Source organism: Zoogloea sp. (assembly GCF_041914405.1).
Classification (GTDB): Bacteria; Pseudomonadota; Gammaproteobacteria; order Burkholderiales; family Rhodocyclaceae; genus Zoogloea.
Genome location: NZ_JAYSDK010000013.1, coordinates 102714 through 117637 on the forward strand (window position 1 = coordinate 102714; position 14924 = coordinate 117637).

Sequence of the window (14924 nt, forward strand, 5' to 3'; positions counted from 1 at the left end):
TCAGAATATGGGTTCCATCTATACCAGTGTCGCTTCGGGCGCGATTTTTCCGTTGCATGAGCACTTGAAGTCCCACGATTCGGTTGCACGCCGGAAGGACCTTGAGAAGACCCAGTATCTGCCGCGAGAGCAGATACTGGCGCTACGCAACGAGCGACTGAAGCGCTTCCTGATGGATATCGGAACTCACGTTCCCTACTATCGGGATCTGTTTCGCGAGCAGGGGTTTGATCCGGCCGCGTACCGGGGGCTGGAAGATCTGCAGCGCTTACCATTTCTAACCAAGCCACTTATCCGTGAGAACGTGGACAAATTAAGGGCCGATGATTCGGGGCCGGTGACGCGCTACAACACCGGAGGATCGAGTGGCGAGCCACTGATTTTTTACATTGGGAAGGCGCGCAAGAGCCATGATGTCGCGGCCAAGTGGCGAGCCACCCGTTGGTGGGGCGTGGATATCGGTGATCCGGAGATCGTGTTGTGGGGGTCGCCTATTGAATTAGGCGCCCAGGATCGGGTGAAGGCTTTGCGTGACCGACTGCTCCGGTCATGGCTGTTGCCGGCTTTCGAGATGTCTGACGACAAGGTACGGGCAATGCTTGCGCAGATCCGCAAGGTCCGGCCGAAGATGTTGTTCGGCTATCCCTCGGCGCTGGCGCACCTCGCCGAGCGGGCGCGTCTGTGGCAGATCCCCTTGAACGATCTCGGGATCAAGGTGGCATTCGTTACGTCGGAGATGCTGTATGACCATCAGAAGCAGTCAATCAGCGAGATTTTCGGATGCCCGGTGGCGAATGGCTATGGCGCCCGGGATGCCGGCTTCATTGCGCATCAATGTCCTCATGGAAGCCTGCACATTTCGGCGGAGGATATAGTCGTCGAAACCGTTGCGCCCGATGGCTCGCCGGTACCGCCAGGCGTGCCCGGTGAGATTGTGGTGACGCACATGGCGACGAGGGATTTTCCTTTCGTACGCTACAAGACTGGCGACGTAGGGGTGCTTGCCAATAAGCCGTGCTCCTGCGGAATCAAGCTGCCGGTTCTTGCAGAAGTGCAGGGGCGGACCACCGATTTCATTACTGGTGCAGACGGTACCGTCATCCATGCACTGGCCCTGATCTATACGGTCAGGGATTTGCCCGGGGTGCAGCGGTTCAAGATCGTTCAGCACAGCATCGAACGCACCGAAGTTCTTGTCGTCGCCGACGAGCGTTTTGGAGAGCATGAACGTCAGCGCATCCGAAGTGATTTCGCTGCTCGTTTGGGGGCGTCGGTACAGGTTGACATCAGTTCCGTGTCCGAAATCCCCCCTGAGAAATCGGGCAAGACGCGCTATGTCGTCAGCCACGTAAAACCGTAGGCTACGGCATCCAGTCAATCGAGCGGTCCTATTGATTCGTTCGCAACTTGTTTTCTTTATTGAGGCCGTGCCGCGTGATTACCCGTGATCTCCCATTGATGTTAGGCGGCCTTGCGTCTCTGTTCGGGGGGCGGTCGTCACGCTTTGGGACCCTTATATTTCACCGCGTCGTACCCGAACCTGATCCGTTGCAGCCTGGTGAGATATGCGCGGCCCAGTTCGACGAACTGATCGGCGTACTCGTAAGGTATTTCAATATTCTTTCTGCGGAAGAGGCCATTGAGGCGTGGCAGGCGGGTAAGTTGCCTCCCCGTACGCTCGTCATCACATTTGATGATGGCTATGCGGATAATTTCACCATCGCTTATCCCATCTTGCGCAAACATGGGGTGCGAGCACTTTTTTTCATTGCTTCCGGCTATCTCGATGGTGGAGTGATGTTCAATGATGCAGTTATCGAAACAGTGCGTCGGACGGAACTGAATGAACTGGATCTAGACTGGATGGGGCTGGGGCGATATGCGCTTTCCACGGTAGCCCAGCGGCGCACGTTGATTCAGACCTTGCTGCAACGCATCAAGTACCTTTCGCTGGACGGGCGCTGTGAAGCACTTGATAGACTGCGGGAAGAGGCTGCCGTCGCGCTGCCCGCAGACTTGATGTTGACGACCGGACAGTTGCGCGGCTTATCTGGAGGCGGTATGGCGATTGGCGGTCATACGACCCATCATCCAATTCTAGCGGTTCTAGATGAAGATCAGGCAATGGACGAAGTTGTCAAGAACCGCCTGCAACTTGCGGACCTACTCGGTGAAGCGCCCCGTTTTTTTGCCTATCCAAATGGTAAGCCGGGGACGGACTATACTGCGCAGAACGTGCGCATGATAGAGCGGGCCGGCTATGAAGCGGCCTTTACAACGTCATGGGGATCTGTGGGGCGTGAATCCGGTATTTATGAATTGCCAAGATTTACTCCGTGGGAGAGGCAGCCTGGCAGATTCTGTCTGCGCATAGCTCAGAACTTTTTGAGGGTCAATGCGCCCCAGTTGGCAACTCCTGCACTGGCGTCGTGACTTTGCAAGCACGCAATCGATTATTCGAGGTATTCATGCGCAAATCTCAGGCGGAATTGATGTCGTATTGGCGGGGTAAGGTCGTGAGGGCTACGGTTGCGGTGATGCTCGTAGTCGGGGGCGGCGCAGCATCTGCCGCGGGTGTTGTATCGTGCCCGTCCGAGGGGCCGCAGAGCCACGCAGTTTACGATTATCGCGTGGCGCCTCCAAATGTCATCCGGGTTGTCGAGGCCTATCATTTTGGGCCGGGGGTCGAGAGTCTTACAAAGGCAGCTACGACAGTCTTTTTTGGCGGCGATTTGGCTTATACGCTTAGGTATTTCCCCAATCATCATCGTGCGCTCGCGACGTTGGTGAGACTTGCCAAGCGGGAAAAGACCAATCGTCCGCGGGGGACAGATAGAACAGTCGAGTGCTCTTTTGAGGCCGGTCTGCAGATTGCGCCGGACGATGGGGTTGTTGAATTGCTGTATGGCATGTGGTTGGCCGATCTTGCCGATACGAAAGGCGCGGCTGCGCGCCTGGAGAGGGCCCGAGAGAATGCGCCCCAAGGCAATGCAAATTTTCAGTATAACCTCGGACTCGGCTGGATCACTCTGGGCCGGTATGATGATGCATTGACGGCGGCCCATATTGCCTATGGGTTGGGGTACCCGCTGCCTGGCCTTCGGCAGAAGCTCGAAAAGGCAGGGAAATGGCGTCCGCTGCCGGCCAAGGCGGCCGAAACCCCGATAGTCGGGAGCGGAGAGGAAAAAGCCGCCGAAAGGACTGAAAAGGCCGGCGATCCAAAGGCTGACCAGCCGCGCGAGGAGTGAGTGTGATTTACTTCCGGTCTGGCCGCGTTCTTCTCGCTGCGCTATTGTCCTTGTCCGCAGTCGGTAATGCTCGGGCTGCTGATTCATTGTCGGATAGTTCTGATGGCGTGACGTGCCAGGCGTTCAATGCGGGAGCCGGTGGCGAATGGGCACGCAAGGGCGGTGACTGGCAGGATGCGGCACATCAAAAATTTGGCAGTCAGCCGTATTCCACAACGGTTGTGCCTGCCAATTATCAGGGGCGAACGATCCAGCTGGATTTGACGGCGCTGTTCAAGGACTGGATAACTGGCAGGGCCGATCTTTCAAAAGGTACGATGATTTCAGCAATAAAGGGCAACGGCATCCTGGATGTTGTCAGCAGGGAAAGTCCAGAAATGGCCTCCCGCCCGATCCTGACCATCGAATTCGCCGACGGGAGTGGAGATATCGCCTTTCCAACTGCGGACGCATACTTGGATTGCAGTACTGTAAAGGGCTTGGGGCGGGAGACGCGCGTCAAACTCGGTGGTGGTGCTCGTGGTGTTTTTGGCTTCGCACTGCCGCAAACGGTACGAGAGAAAAGTGTTCGTCGCATGACGCTGAGCTTGACGCTGGGCAGGCAGTATGGGGGGGAGGTCACCCTGGGAGTGTTTGCGGTGAGTCCTCCGGTTAGCCCTGATGCGACTGCGCGGCTTGGCCTTGCGGCTAAGTATGTTGATGAAGAGTCTTTGGGCAAAGATCCCGATGTCTATTTTCAGACTGGCTTCGAAAGTGTCGCATGGGCAAGTGAGTGGTCATTTGTTGATCTGCGCATGGCGATGTCCCGTGTAACGGAAGACCTTGAAAGTGGATTTGCGCCACTCAAAGGGCATGCACTGAAGATTCGCTTAAAAAAGGGAGTGAATCTCGGTGCGGATCTGCGTTATGCATTCAGCGGCAAGCAGGGGCGGGAGCCGGAGGAGGCGTATTTCCGTTATTACCTGCGTTTTGGCAGTAATTGGTCTCCTGATGTGGATGGTGGAAAGTTGCCGGGTTTCGCCGGCACCTATGGGAAGGCCGGCTGGGGTATGAGGAAGAGCACGGGTGACAACGGCTGGTCGCTTCGGGGTTCGTTCTCGGTGATGGCGGGGCGTGAGAATCCGTTGGTTGGTACCACGCCGATTGGAACGTATGCGTATCATGCGGATATGGCGGAACCGTCTGGGGACGGTCTTAGGTGGGGACTCGGCCGTCTGGCGGCCCTGCAGCGTAATCGCTGGTATTGCGTTGAGCAGTATCTGAAATTGAATACGCCGGGTCAGAAAGATGGGGTCCTGCGGGCATGGATCGATGGCCGTCTGGCATTTGAGAAAAAGGATTTGAGGCTGCGCAACGTCCCCGAACTGAAGATCGAGACCGTATGGTTTGATATCTATCACGGGGGCATGACGCCGCCGCCGCGAGACATGGATCTATACATCGACAATGTGGTCATTGCGAAGTCATATATCGGTCCGATGCGTCAGCCCGCGACCAGGTGATGGGGCCGTGGAGCGTGCGCTGTACAGGCGGGTTGTTGTCCAGTAGAATCCTGTAGCGGTTTTCTAAATTCAACGGCGGCGCGAGTCGCCGTTTCGCCTTTCTGGTGCTGACGTGGCGCGCTATGTCGGCGATTGGCGAAAATCGGAACAAGGTTGCTTCATGTCTCACCTGATGAACACTTACGGACGGCTTCCGGTGGCATTTAGCCATGGGGAGGGTTCTTGGCTGTTTGACGTTTCCGGCAAGCGTTATCTCGATGCCCTGTCAGGCATTGCCGTATCGACGCTCGGTCACAATCACCCCCGTCTGGTGCGTGCAATCTCGGAGCAGGCTTCACGCGTCATTCATACGTCGAATCTGTACCAGATCCCGTTGCAGGAAGCCTTGTCCGACAAGCTTGCCGAGCGGTCAGGCATGGATGAAGTGTTCTTCTGTAATTCGGGGTGTGAAGCAAACGAAGCCGCCATCAAGCTAGCGCGTCTTTACGGACACAAGCGCGGCATTGCCGAGCCGGTCATCGTCGTGATGGAGCAATCCTTCCACGGGCGGACTCTCGCAACCTTGTCGGCAACAGGCAACAAGAAGGTGCAGCTTGGGTTTGGCCCATTGGTCGGCGGGTTCCTCCGGGTTCCGTTTGACGACCTGGCCGCTGTTGAGCGTATTCTCGATGGCCGTGCGGATGTAGTGGGTATTCTGCTTGAGCCGGTTCAGGGCGAAGGCGGCATTCACATCGCCCAGCAGGCCTATCTCGGCGCCTTGCGCAAGCTGTGCGATGACCGGGAATTGCTGCTGATGTTCGATGAGGTGCAGTGCGGTGTTGGACGTACCGGCAAGTGGTTTGGTCATCAGCACGCCGAGGTGAAGCCTGACGTGATGTCCCTCGCCAAGGGGTTGGGTTCCGGGGTTCCGATCGGAGCTTGTTTGGCCGCTGGCCGCGCAGCGGGGGTTTTTCAGCCTGGCAATCACGGGTCCACCTTCGGTGGCAATCCTCTGGCCTGCGCGGCTGCGCTGACTACCCTGGAGGTCATCGACGAGGAAAACCTTCTCGCCAATGCGGAGCGAATCGGTCAAAGCATCCGCGATGGTCTGGCCAAGGCCCTTGAAGGCGTTCCTGGCGTGCTCGATATCCGGGGCGCGGGTCTTATGATCGGCGTCGAGCTCGATCGGCCCTGTGGTGTTTTGGTAGGGCAGGCTCTTGATGCGGGCTATCTGATCAATGTGACTGCGGACAAGGTTGTACGCTTGTTGCCGTCGCTGAACTTCAGCGAACGGGAAGCAGCTGCGTTGGTGGACGGGTTGGCGCCGCTGATCAAGGGATTTCTAGCAGCACAATAACCAAGAACGAGTGCCATGAACGCACCGAGACATTACTTACAGTTCAACGATTTTTCTCGTGACGAATACGATTATCTTTTTTCCCGCACCCGCTGGATAAAGGAACGTTTCAAGCGTTACGAGCCTCATCATCCGTTGTTCGATCGCACACTGGTGATGATTTTCGAGAAGGCCAGCACGCGCACGCGGCTGTCTTTCGAAGCCGGGATGCAGCAGCTCGGTGGTTCCGCGATCTATCTGAATACGCGGGACTCTCAGCTCGGTCGCGGTGAGCCGGTCGAGGATGCGGCGCAGGTGATTTCGCGTATGAGCGATATCGTCATGATCCGCACCTTCGAGCAGTCGATCATCGAGCGCTTCGCGGAATATTCCCGCGTACCCGTGATCAATGGGCTGACCAACGAATATCACCCTTGCCAGATTCTCGCCGACATCTACACCTTCATCGAGCATCGTGGCTCGATCAAGGGCAAAACGGTGGCCTGGGTCGGGGATTCGAACAACGTCTGCAATACGTGGCTGCAGGCCGCCGAGGTGCTGGATTTCCATGTACATGTATCTACCCCACCGGGTTATGAAGTCGAACCTGAGCGGGCTGGGTTGTATGGAACGGGTCACTATGCGCACTTCGATGATCCGATGGAGGCCTGCCGTGGGGCTGACCTTGTGACCACCGACGTATGGACCAGCATGGGCTTCGAGGCGGAGAACGAAGAGCGGATGCGCGACTTCGCTGACTGGCAGGTGGACGAGGACATGATGAAGATCGCCAATCCAGGCGCTTTGTTCATGCATTGCCTGCCTGCCCATCGGGGTGAGGAAGTATCTGCGGAAGTCATCGATGGCCCCCAATCAGTGGTCTGGGATGAAGCGGAAAATCGTCTGCATGTGCAGAAGGCATTAATGGAATATCTCCTGATCGGGAAGATCGAGGGTGACTGCGCGTAGCGCGGTCGGAAGCGGTTAGGACTCATTTACTCATATTCGGAAAGCGGGACATGAGCGACGTAAAGAAGGTTGTGCTTGCCTACTCGGGCGGGCTGGATACATCGGTAATCCTCAAGTGGCTGCAGGACACCTACCAGTGCGAAGTGGTTACGTTCACGGCCGATCTCGGTCAGGGCGAGGAACTCGAGCCGGCGCGAGCCAAGGCGCTGCAATTCGGCATCAAACCCGAGAACATCTTCATTGACGATCTGCGCGAAGAGTTCGTGCGCGACTTCGTGTTCCCGATGTTTCGCTGTAATGCGATCTACGAAGGCGAATACCTGCTCGGCACCTCTATTGCGCGTCCGCTCATCGCCAAGCGCCAGATCGAGATCGCACGCCAGACCGGCGCCGATGCGGTTTCCCATGGCGCCACCGGCAAGGGTAACGATCAGGTTCGTTTCGAGCTGGGCTACTACGCGCTGATGCCGAACGTGAAGGTCATTGCACCGTGGCGTGAGTGGGACCTGCTCTCCCGCGAAAAGCTGCTGGCCTATGCTGAAAAGAACGGCATTCCCATCGAAATGAAGCACAAGCAGGGTGGCTCCCCGTATTCCATGGATGCCAATCTGCTGCACATCTCCTTCGAAGGCCGCCATCTTGAGAACCCGGCTGCCGAGGCTGAGGAGTCCATGTGGCGCTGGACGGTATCGCCGGAAGCCGCTCCCGATGCCGCCGAGTATGTGGATCTTGAATTCGAGAAGGGCGACTTGGTTGCCATCAACGGTACCCGCATGAAGGCTCACGAGCTGCTCGCCAAGCTCAACGAACTGGGCGGCAAGCACGGCATCGGTCGTCTGGATCTGGTCGAGAACCGCTACGTGGGCATGAAGTCCCGCGGTTGTTATGAAACGCCGGGCGGAACCATCCTGCTGCGTGCTCACCGCGCCATCGAATCCATTACTCTCGACCGTGAAGTGGCTCACCTCAAGGACGATCTGCTGGCCCGCTACGCCAGCCTGATTTACACCGGCTACTGGTGGAGCCCGGAGCGTCAGGCCATGCAGGCCCTGATCGACCACACTCAGCAGAGTGTTAACGGTTGGGTTCGCATCAAGCTCTACAAGGGCAATGTGATCGTGGTTGCGCGAGACTCCAAGACCGACTCCCTGTTTGATCCGACGATTGCTACGTTCGAAGATGATCAGGGTGCGTACAATCAAAAGGATGCCCACGGCTTCATCCGCCTCAACGCACTCCGTATGCGGATCGCCGCCAACGCCAAAGCAAAGCGGGGCTGACTAAGCAAAAATGGACCCTAATGCCCCACTAATATTCGGTCTTACGATCGCCGAGTTCGAGGACATCTCGCTCAAGCTGTGCGTTGGCGGCCTAATTGCCTACATGGTCTTTATCATTGGCCAGCTTGCCTGGGAGTCAAAGGCGGGGAAATACGGTGCGATCTGGATGTTCGTGGGGCTTGGCGTTGGTTTTATCGGCTTCATGGCCAAAGGCATCATCCAGAAGCTGTTAGGCATTGAATAAATTTTTGAAGGTTGAGCTATGACCCAGTCTGTTCAGTTCGACGGCGTCTCCGTCATCAAGAAGGCCAACGTATATTTCGATGGTAAGTGCGTGAGCCACACCGTCATTTTTGCTGATGGCAGCAAAAAGACCGTTGGTGTGATTCTGCCCGCCAGCCTGACCTTCAACACCGGGGAGCCGGAAGTGATGGAAACGGTGGCGGGCGCCTGCCGCTATCGCCTCAAGGGTGAGAGCGAGTGGAAAGTGTCCGCTGCTGGCGAGAGCTTCAATGTGCCGGGTAACTCCAGCTTCGATATTGAAGTGAGTGGCGAGCCCTACCACTACGTCTGTTACTTCGGCTGATCGGGAGGCATCCATGCCATCTTTCGACATCACGTCCGAAGTCGACATGGTTGCCCTGAAGAATGCTGTCGAAGGGGCGAATCGCAAGATTTCCGGTCGGTACGACTTCAAGGGCACGGACGCCCGCGTCGAGCAGCAGGAAAAGCTTCTTGTCCTGCATGGCGACAGCAACTTTCAGCTTGAGCAGATGTTGGCGATCCTGCTGCCCGAGATGACTGCGAAGAAGATAGATGTCCGCTGTCTCAAGCACGGCGACATCCAGAAAGTGGGCGGCAACAAGGTCAAACAGGAACTCACTGTTCGCGTCGGCATTGAACAGGAGCAGTCCAAGAAGATCGTCAAGCTGATCAAGGATAGCAAGCTCAAGCTCCAGGCCAGCATTCAAGGTGAGGCGGTACGGGTCAGCGGGGCGAAGCGGGATATCCTGCAAGATTGTATTGCCCTAGTCCGAAAGGAAGTGACGGACTATCCTTTGCAGTACGGTAACTTCCGGGACTGAGCAATGAGTATCTCCGCGCTGGCATCTACGTCGCAGGTTCAGGCGCAGGATTCCGTTTCTATCCTGATGCTGCGCAAGGCCCTGGATCAGCAGCAGCAGAATGCGGCTCAAATGCTGGAAGCCTTGCCTGCGCCGACCCCGGCGCCCGATCCGACGGCAACACTCGGGCGAAGCATCGATACGTTCGCTTGAACGGGTCTCAAACAAAAACCGGCTGAGAGCCGGTTTTTGTTTGTCTGTACATCAGTCTTCTGCCTTTAGTCCCGTGATCCAGCGCGAGTAGAGCTGCTCGGCGGCAGTGTTTAGGGCATGCAGGCGATTCTCAAGGTTCTCTGTGATTTGCTTGGGCGTCTGAACTGCGGGGGAGGAGAGGCTGGCTTCGATTTCGTCGGCTCCGCTCTCGCACCAGTCGTGAATCATGGCTGCGGTCATTTCCACATGGCACTGCATTCCCAGGTGTTTGCCATTTACCACGTAGGCCTGATTGGGGCACGCTGCGCTGGCGAGAATGCGTTCTCCGCCGGGGGGAATCGTGAACGTTTCTCCGTGCCAGTGGAAGCTTTCGAATTGCTTGATATCGCCCAGCCATTGGAATGCCTGCGGGGTGTCGTCGGTACTTACCAGGCCCCAGCCTATCTCCTTGACTGGATTTCGGCTGACAACTCCACCCAGAGCTTTGCTTATCAGCTGCCCTCCCAGGCAGTGGCCGATCACCGGACGATCTGCCGCTATCATGAGCCGTATAAGTTCGAGCAATCGGGGAATCCATGGTAGGTCGTCATTGACGCTCATAGGCCCTCCCATCAGACAGAGTCCGGAAAATTCATTGATTTGCGATGGCGCAGGGAGAGCGTCGCCGGCATCGATGCGGAACAGGGTCCATGGCAGCGAGTGGCGATCCAGGAATGTGGCAAAATGACCCGGACCTTCAGTTCTGCTATGTCGAATGATTGCTACCGGTTTCATCAAAAATCTCACGATTGATCGTTGGCTGCAGTGTATCGGCGTCATCCTGGGCTGCATAGCCGTTCCCGTGAACGCGACCGAAGTGGCCCTGGCAGGCGTTTTCCCTGGGAAGGTGCTGGTGGTAGTCAACGGCGGCAGCCCGCGCGCTCTGGCAGTCGGTGCGACGACACAGGAAGGGGTCAGGATCATCTCTGCGGATGGCGACGGCGCCGTGATTGAGGTCGATGGGCGTCGTCAGCGCCTCGTGGTCGGGCAGCAGGCTATAAATCTGGGGGGCGACGGCCGGAGGGTGCCGACGGTTACCGTGCACGCTGACAGTCGAGGGCAATTTCACGCACCCGGGTCTATCAACGGTTCGGCGATCCACTTTGTGGTTGATACGGGGGCGACTTATGTTTCCCTAGGGCGCGGCGATGCGTCGCGGGCAGGCATTGATATAAGTAGGGGGGAGCCCGTGATGATGCAGACTGCCAACGGCGTAGCGCAGGCCTGGAAGGTCAAGCTGGATTCGGTGCGTGTTGGTGATGTGGTTCTGCGAAACGTGGATGGTGTTGTTCAGGGGATGGATATGCCTTTTGCGCTGCTGGGCATGAGTTTTCTCAATCGCATGGAGATGCGCCACGAAGGGCCTAGTCTCCAGTTGCGGCAACGTTACTGATGATTGTGCCGATGACGACCTCTTCCGATTTGTCAAAAGTTGCTTCAGTGGAATGGTTGCGCACCTGCTTTGCAGAGGGCGTTGTGCACGATGCCTCCGTCAAGGAGAGCGGCGCCGCGGAGCCCTTGACACCGGCGGCAGTGCTGGTACCCATCATATTGCGGCAGCAGGCCCCAACGGTATTGTTGACACGGCGCACTGATCATCTGCATCACCATCCAGGGCAGGTCAGTTTCCCTGGAGGCCGCGTAGAGGCCGGCGACATGTCACCGATTGATACCGCCCTGCGGGAAACCGAGGAGGAAATCGGACTCGTACGGGATAAGGTTGAGCTGTTGGGATGTTTGCCCCAGTATCGGACGGGAACAGGCTTTGATGTGACGCCCGTTGTTGGGCTAGTGAGCCCTCCGTTTGATCTGGTGCTGGATGCGTTCGAGGTGGCAGAGGCTTTCGAAGTACCACTCTCGTTCCTGCTGGATAGCGCAAACCACCGCCTGCATTCAGTCGAAGTGCGTGGAGTGAATCGTGAATATTACGCAATGCCGTATGGTGATTACTTTATTTGGGGTGCCACGGCGGGAATGTTGGTCAGTCTTCACCGATTCCTACGCAGATGAGCGCTCTCCGTTTGTGTTGAGACGGTTTGGTGGTATCTTGAGGCAATATTTTGTAGGTTTGAACCATGAGGGCCCGCCAAAGCCCCCCGCCGCATGACCCTGTTTTCGCTGATTGCCGCCTTGCTCCTGGAGCAACTTCGTCCGCTCCCTGTGGAGCGTTTCGTAAAAGCCCCTTTAGGCGTTTTTGCCCGTTTTCTTGAGGATCGCTTCAACGATGGTGAGGCGCGCCACGGCGCGGTTGCCTGGTGGGTTGCGATAGCCATTGCCTGCTTCAGCTCGGCCTTGGTTTATTTTGTCCTCTGGCACATCCATCCGGTTCTGGCCTTCGCTTTCAATGTGATGGTCCTTTACTTGACGATGGGGTTTCGGCAGGTCAGTCATTTCTTTACGGATATCCAACTTGCCTTGCGCATGGGAGAGCTTCCGCGGGCACGCCGCCTGATCGCCGAATGGCGGGGCCGGAACCATGATGGTGCGAGCTCTGGCGAGGTTGCAAGGCTGGCGATTGAGGAGGCCCTCGTCGCTGCGCACCGTAATGTTTTTGCAGTAGCCTTCTGGTTCATTTTGTTGCCGGGCCCCAGCGGCGCCGTTTTCTATCGGCTCGCGCATTTCTTCAACGAGACTTGGGGCAATAGAGGGCAGAGTGATGACTTCGGTGATTTTGGTGAATTCTCCAGCAAGATCTTCGCCATTCTCGACTGGTTGCCCGTTCGCTTGACCGCCATAGCATTTTCGATCGTCGGCGATTTTGAGGATGGAGTGTATTGTTGGCGGGCGCAGGCCTCACAATGGAAAGACAAGGCGTCCGGTATACTCCTTGCCAGTGGCGGGGGGGCCTTGGGAGTACGGCTGGGTATGCCGATACACGAATCCGGAGAGGTCATTGAACGCCCGGAAATGGGGGTTGGTGACGAAGCCGATGCCGATTTCATGCAAAGTACTATCGGCCTGGTCTGGCGTACGCTGGTGCTGCTGTTTCTTATGCTAGCGCTGCTGGGCGTAGCTGGATGGGTTGGTAATTAACCGTAGCAATTCTGAGGAGGAGGTCACATGGCTAATCGTGAAGTGGTGGTTCTGAGTGCAGTACGTTCTGCTATTGGTGCCTTTGGAGGCGCGCTGGCAGAATTCGATGCCAGTGATTTGGCCGGTATCGTGATGAAGGAATCGGTTGTTCGCTCTGGGGTCGATCCTCAGCTGATCAACTACGTCACCGTGGGCAACTGTATGCCTACCGATTCCCGTTATGCCTACGTGCCCCGCGTGGCTTCCATTCAGGCAGGTCTGCCGATGGAGTCTGTGGCCATGCAGGTGGGTCGCCTGTGCTCCTCCGGCCTGCAGGGCATCGTAACGACCGCCCAGAACATTCTGTTGGGTGATGCCGATTACGGTGTCGGCGGTGGCGTTGAAGTCATGTCCAAGGCGGCTTATCTGCTGCCGGCTCTGCGTTCCGGCGCGCGCATGGGTGATACCAAGGCTATCGACAGCATGGTTGCTGTTCTGACCGACCCGTTCGGTGTTGGCCATATGGGCATCACTGCTGAGAACCTCGCGGCCAAGCACGGTATTACCCGTGAAGAGCAGGATGCGTTCGCTGTTGAGTCCCAGCGGCGTGCCGCGCTGGCCATCGATGAAGGGCGCTTCAAGTCCCAGATCGTTCCCATCGTGAAGCAGACTCGTAAGGGCGAGGTTGTTTTTGATACCGACGAGCACCTTAAGCGCGGAACTACGATGGAGTCCCTGGCGAAGATGAAGCCGGCCTTCAAGAAGGACGGTACCGTGACGGCTGGCAACGCCTCCGGCATCAATGACGGCGCTGCATTCTTCGTGCTGGCGGATGGTTCTACTGCGGTCAATGCCGGTTATAAGCCTATCGCTCGCCTGGTTTCCTATGCGGTTGCTGGCGTGCCCAACGATGTCATGGGTGAGGGGCCGATCCCGGCATCGCGTCTCGCACTCAAGAAGGCTGGCCTGTCCCTGGACCAAATGGACGTCATTGAGTCCAATGAAGCCTTTGCGGCGCAAGCGCTGGCAGTTTCGAAGGTGCTGGGTCTCGATCCGGCCAAGACGAATCCGAACGGTGGGGCTATTGCTCTTGGTCACCCTGTTGGTTGTTCCGGCGCCTTCATTGCCACCAAGGCTCTGTATGAACTGCAGCGTGTCGGCGGCCGCTATGCACTGGTGACCATGTGCATCGGCGGTGGTCAGGGTATCGCAACGATCTTCGAGCGCATCTAAGCGGCGACTGGCAGTACCCATGAATGCCCTGCACGCGTGAGTGCAGGGCATTTTCATTAAAATCTGCGCTCGCAAAAAGTCTTGCCAGAGAAGGTGCTTGCCATTAAAATCCGCGTTTTATTGCATTCATTTTAGGATTACTCAAAGATGGCCAACTCGGCACAAGCCCGTAAGCGCGCCCGTCAAGCAGTCAAGGCCCGCGCCCTCAACATGAGCCTGCGTTCGCGTCTGCGTACCGCTATCAAGGCTGTTCGCAAGGCTGTTGTGGCTGGTGACAAGCAAGTGGCTCAGCAGGTTTTCGTGACCTCCCAGAGCACGATCGACAGCATCGCTGACAAGAAGATCATTCACAAGAACAAGGCTGCCCGTCACAAGAGCCGCCTGTCTGCCGCCATCAAGGCGATGGGCGCTGTTGCCGCAGCTTAAGTGCATCGTTAGGTGTGCTGCATGATCATGAAGATCATGCGTTGCAGCAAGGTTCAGATACAAAAGGCCGCAAATGCGGCCTTTTGTATTTAGCGGGAAGGGTTTGGGCTGTTTCGGGGCTATCAGCAGTTCTCGTCTTGACATCCTGATTTTTAGCGCGTTATATAGAACCAATCCCTGGGCGCATCTGCAGTCCGGTAATATTGCGCCAGCATTTGTCGTCGGAGTTTCCTGTTTGTTTCTTAGATAACGAGGGGGCTGGTATGAACAAATCCGAACTGATCGATCAAATTGCCGTTGGTGCCGATATTTCGAAAGCTGCTGCGGGGCGGGCATTGGATGCTGCGATTGGTGCAGTCAAGCAGGCTCTAAAGAAGGGTGGCTCCGTAACGTTGGTGGGTTTTGGAACCTTCCATGTGGGGGAGCGGGCGGCTCGGAGTGGTCGCAATCCCAGGACAGGGGCCGCAATCAAGATTGAGTCGGCAAAAATTCCTAAATTTAGGCCTGGCAAAGCGTTGAAAGATGCGCTACAATAATCAGCTCTTGATTTCGAGAATTCTTCGATAGTTGGGTGCTTAGCTCAGTTGGTAGAGCGTCGCCCTTACAAGGCGAATGTCGGCGGT

General features: G+C 56.8%; 18 protein-coding genes. 17 read left to right on the forward strand and 1 reads right to left on the reverse strand.

Going from position 1 to position 14924, the window contains the following annotated elements:
- Positions 1-7 precede the first annotated feature (7 nt).
- The 11 genes from ACE3RX_RS10240 to ACE3RX_RS10290 all read left to right on the forward strand — a co-directional run bounded on the left by ACE3RX_RS10240 (position 8) and on the right by ACE3RX_RS10290 (position 9591).
- Positions 8-1360 carry a phenylacetate--CoA ligase family protein gene (locus ACE3RX_RS10240; protein ID WP_374482997.1) on the forward strand — a complete coding sequence of 451 codons (1353 nt, stop codon included), beginning with the start codon at positions 8-10 and terminating at the stop codon, positions 1358-1360.
- 74 nt (positions 1361-1434) lie between these two features.
- Positions 1435-2433, forward strand: a complete 999-nt coding sequence (locus tag ACE3RX_RS10245) for a polysaccharide deacetylase family protein (RefSeq protein WP_374482999.1) — start codon at positions 1435-1437, stop codon at positions 2431-2433.
- A gap of 35 nt (positions 2434-2468) precedes the next feature.
- Positions 2469-3248: a hypothetical protein gene (locus tag ACE3RX_RS10250; RefSeq protein ID WP_374483001.1), complete on the forward strand. Its 780-nt coding sequence runs from the start codon at positions 2469-2471 to the stop codon at positions 3246-3248.
- Between the two features lie 2 nt (positions 3249-3250).
- Positions 3251-4750 carry a polysaccharide lyase gene (locus ACE3RX_RS10255; RefSeq protein ID WP_374483003.1) on the forward strand — a complete coding sequence of 500 codons (1500 nt, stop codon included), beginning with the start codon at positions 3251-3253 and terminating at the stop codon, positions 4748-4750.
- A 160-nt stretch (positions 4751-4910) separates the two neighbouring features.
- The gene (locus tag ACE3RX_RS10260) at positions 4911-6086 is read left to right on the forward strand and encodes an aspartate aminotransferase family protein (protein ID WP_374483043.1); all 1176 of its coding nucleotides are present in this window, start codon (positions 4911-4913) and stop codon (positions 6084-6086) included.
- 15 nt (positions 6087-6101) lie between these two features.
- Positions 6102-7034 carry an ornithine carbamoyltransferase gene (argF, locus tag ACE3RX_RS10265; RefSeq protein WP_374483005.1) on the forward strand — a complete coding sequence of 311 codons (933 nt, stop codon included), beginning with the start codon at positions 6102-6104 and terminating at the stop codon, positions 7032-7034.
- 50 nt (positions 7035-7084) lie between these two features.
- Entirely contained in the window at positions 7085-8314 is a 1230-nt protein-coding gene (locus tag ACE3RX_RS10270) for an argininosuccinate synthase (protein WP_374483007.1), read from the forward strand.
- Between the two features lie 10 nt (positions 8315-8324).
- A complete protein-coding gene (locus ACE3RX_RS10275; RefSeq protein ID WP_374483009.1) occupies positions 8325-8558 on the forward strand; it encodes a DUF2788 domain-containing protein in 234 nt (77 codons plus the stop codon).
- A gap of 18 nt (positions 8559-8576) precedes the next feature.
- Positions 8577-8900, forward strand: a complete 324-nt coding sequence (locus tag ACE3RX_RS10280) for a pyrimidine/purine nucleoside phosphorylase (RefSeq protein ID WP_374483011.1) — start codon at positions 8577-8579, stop codon at positions 8898-8900.
- A gap of 13 nt (positions 8901-8913) precedes the next feature.
- Entirely contained in the window at positions 8914-9399 is a 486-nt protein-coding gene (locus ACE3RX_RS10285; RefSeq protein ID WP_374483013.1) for a YajQ family cyclic di-GMP-binding protein, read from the forward strand.
- 3 nt (positions 9400-9402) lie between these two features.
- Positions 9403-9591: a putative motility protein gene (locus ACE3RX_RS10290; RefSeq protein ID WP_374483015.1), complete on the forward strand. Its 189-nt coding sequence runs from the start codon at positions 9403-9405 to the stop codon at positions 9589-9591.
- 51 nt (positions 9592-9642) lie between these two features.
- On the opposite strand, the gene ACE3RX_RS10295 is transcribed toward ACE3RX_RS10290, so the two are convergent.
- The gene (locus tag ACE3RX_RS10295) at positions 9643-10422 is read right to left on the reverse strand and encodes a type 1 glutamine amidotransferase (protein ID WP_374483017.1); all 780 of its coding nucleotides are present in this window, start codon (positions 10420-10422) and stop codon (positions 9643-9645) included.
- Here ACE3RX_RS10295 and ACE3RX_RS10300 point away from each other — a divergent pair.
- The 6 genes from ACE3RX_RS10300 (at position 10346) to ACE3RX_RS10325 (ending at position 14837) form a co-directional block, all read left to right on the forward strand.
- Positions 10346-11023, forward strand: a complete 678-nt coding sequence (locus ACE3RX_RS10300) for a TIGR02281 family clan AA aspartic protease (protein WP_374483019.1) — start codon at positions 10346-10348, stop codon at positions 11021-11023. The genes ACE3RX_RS10295 and ACE3RX_RS10300 overlap by 77 nt on opposite strands.
- Entirely contained in the window at positions 11023-11640 is a 618-nt protein-coding gene (locus ACE3RX_RS10305; protein ID WP_374483021.1) for a CoA pyrophosphatase, read from the forward strand. The genes ACE3RX_RS10300 and ACE3RX_RS10305 overlap by 1 nt, the downstream gene beginning before the upstream one ends.
- Positions 11641-11733: 93 nt before the next feature.
- Positions 11734-12663 carry a CobD/CbiB family protein gene (locus tag ACE3RX_RS10310; RefSeq protein WP_374483023.1) on the forward strand — a complete coding sequence of 310 codons (930 nt, stop codon included), beginning with the start codon at positions 11734-11736 and terminating at the stop codon, positions 12661-12663.
- 27 nt (positions 12664-12690) lie between these two features.
- Positions 12691-13875: an acetyl-CoA C-acyltransferase family protein gene (locus tag ACE3RX_RS10315; protein ID WP_374483025.1), complete on the forward strand. Its 1185-nt coding sequence runs from the start codon at positions 12691-12693 to the stop codon at positions 13873-13875.
- 147 nt (positions 13876-14022) lie between these two features.
- Positions 14023-14301 carry a 30S ribosomal protein S20 gene (gene rpsT, locus ACE3RX_RS10320; protein ID WP_374483027.1) on the forward strand — a complete coding sequence of 93 codons (279 nt, stop codon included), beginning with the start codon at positions 14023-14025 and terminating at the stop codon, positions 14299-14301.
- Positions 14302-14564: 263 nt separating this feature from the next.
- Entirely contained in the window at positions 14565-14837 is a 273-nt protein-coding gene (locus ACE3RX_RS10325; RefSeq protein WP_374483029.1) for an HU family DNA-binding protein, read from the forward strand.
- The last annotated feature ends 87 nt before the right edge of the window (positions 14838-14924 follow it).

Excerpts from the sequence above, each read along its gene's own strand:
- argF (WP_374483005.1), top strand. The coding sequence starts at position 6,102 with ATGAACGCACCGAGACATTACTTACAGTTCAACGATTTTTCTCGTGAC.
- ACE3RX_RS10295 (WP_374483017.1), bottom strand. The coding sequence starts at position 10,422 with ATGCAGCCCAGGATGACGCCGATACACTGCAGCCAACGATCAATCGTG.
- ACE3RX_RS10305 (WP_374483021.1), top strand. The coding sequence starts at position 11,023 with ATGATTGTGCCGATGACGACCTCTTCCGATTTGTCAAAAGTTGCTTCA.
- ACE3RX_RS10250 (WP_374483001.1), top strand. The coding sequence starts at position 2,469 with ATGCGCAAATCTCAGGCGGAATTGATGTCGTATTGGCGGGGTAAGGTC.
- ACE3RX_RS10325 (WP_374483029.1), top strand. The coding sequence starts at position 14,565 with ATGAACAAATCCGAACTGATCGATCAAATTGCCGTTGGTGCCGATATT.
- rpsT (WP_374483027.1), top strand. The coding sequence starts at position 14,023 with ATGGCCAACTCGGCACAAGCCCGTAAGCGCGCCCGTCAAGCAGTCAAG.
- ACE3RX_RS10275 (WP_374483009.1), top strand. The coding sequence starts at position 8,325 with ATGGACCCTAATGCCCCACTAATATTCGGTCTTACGATCGCCGAGTTC.
- ACE3RX_RS10240 (WP_374482997.1), top strand. The coding sequence starts at position 8 with ATGGGTTCCATCTATACCAGTGTCGCTTCGGGCGCGATTTTTCCGTTG.
- ACE3RX_RS10280 (WP_374483011.1), top strand. The coding sequence starts at position 8,577 with ATGACCCAGTCTGTTCAGTTCGACGGCGTCTCCGTCATCAAGAAGGCC.
- ACE3RX_RS10260 (WP_374483043.1), top strand. The coding sequence starts at position 4,911 with ATGTCTCACCTGATGAACACTTACGGACGGCTTCCGGTGGCATTTAGC.
- ACE3RX_RS10310 (WP_374483023.1), top strand. The coding sequence starts at position 11,734 with ATGACCCTGTTTTCGCTGATTGCCGCCTTGCTCCTGGAGCAACTTCGT.
- ACE3RX_RS10285 (WP_374483013.1), top strand. The coding sequence starts at position 8,914 with ATGCCATCTTTCGACATCACGTCCGAAGTCGACATGGTTGCCCTGAAG.
- ACE3RX_RS10290 (WP_374483015.1), top strand. The coding sequence starts at position 9,403 with ATGAGTATCTCCGCGCTGGCATCTACGTCGCAGGTTCAGGCGCAGGAT.
- ACE3RX_RS10315 (WP_374483025.1), top strand. The coding sequence starts at position 12,691 with ATGGCTAATCGTGAAGTGGTGGTTCTGAGTGCAGTACGTTCTGCTATT.
- ACE3RX_RS10300 (WP_374483019.1), top strand. The coding sequence starts at position 10,346 with ATGATTGCTACCGGTTTCATCAAAAATCTCACGATTGATCGTTGGCTG.
- ACE3RX_RS10270 (WP_374483007.1), top strand. The coding sequence starts at position 7,085 with ATGAGCGACGTAAAGAAGGTTGTGCTTGCCTACTCGGGCGGGCTGGAT.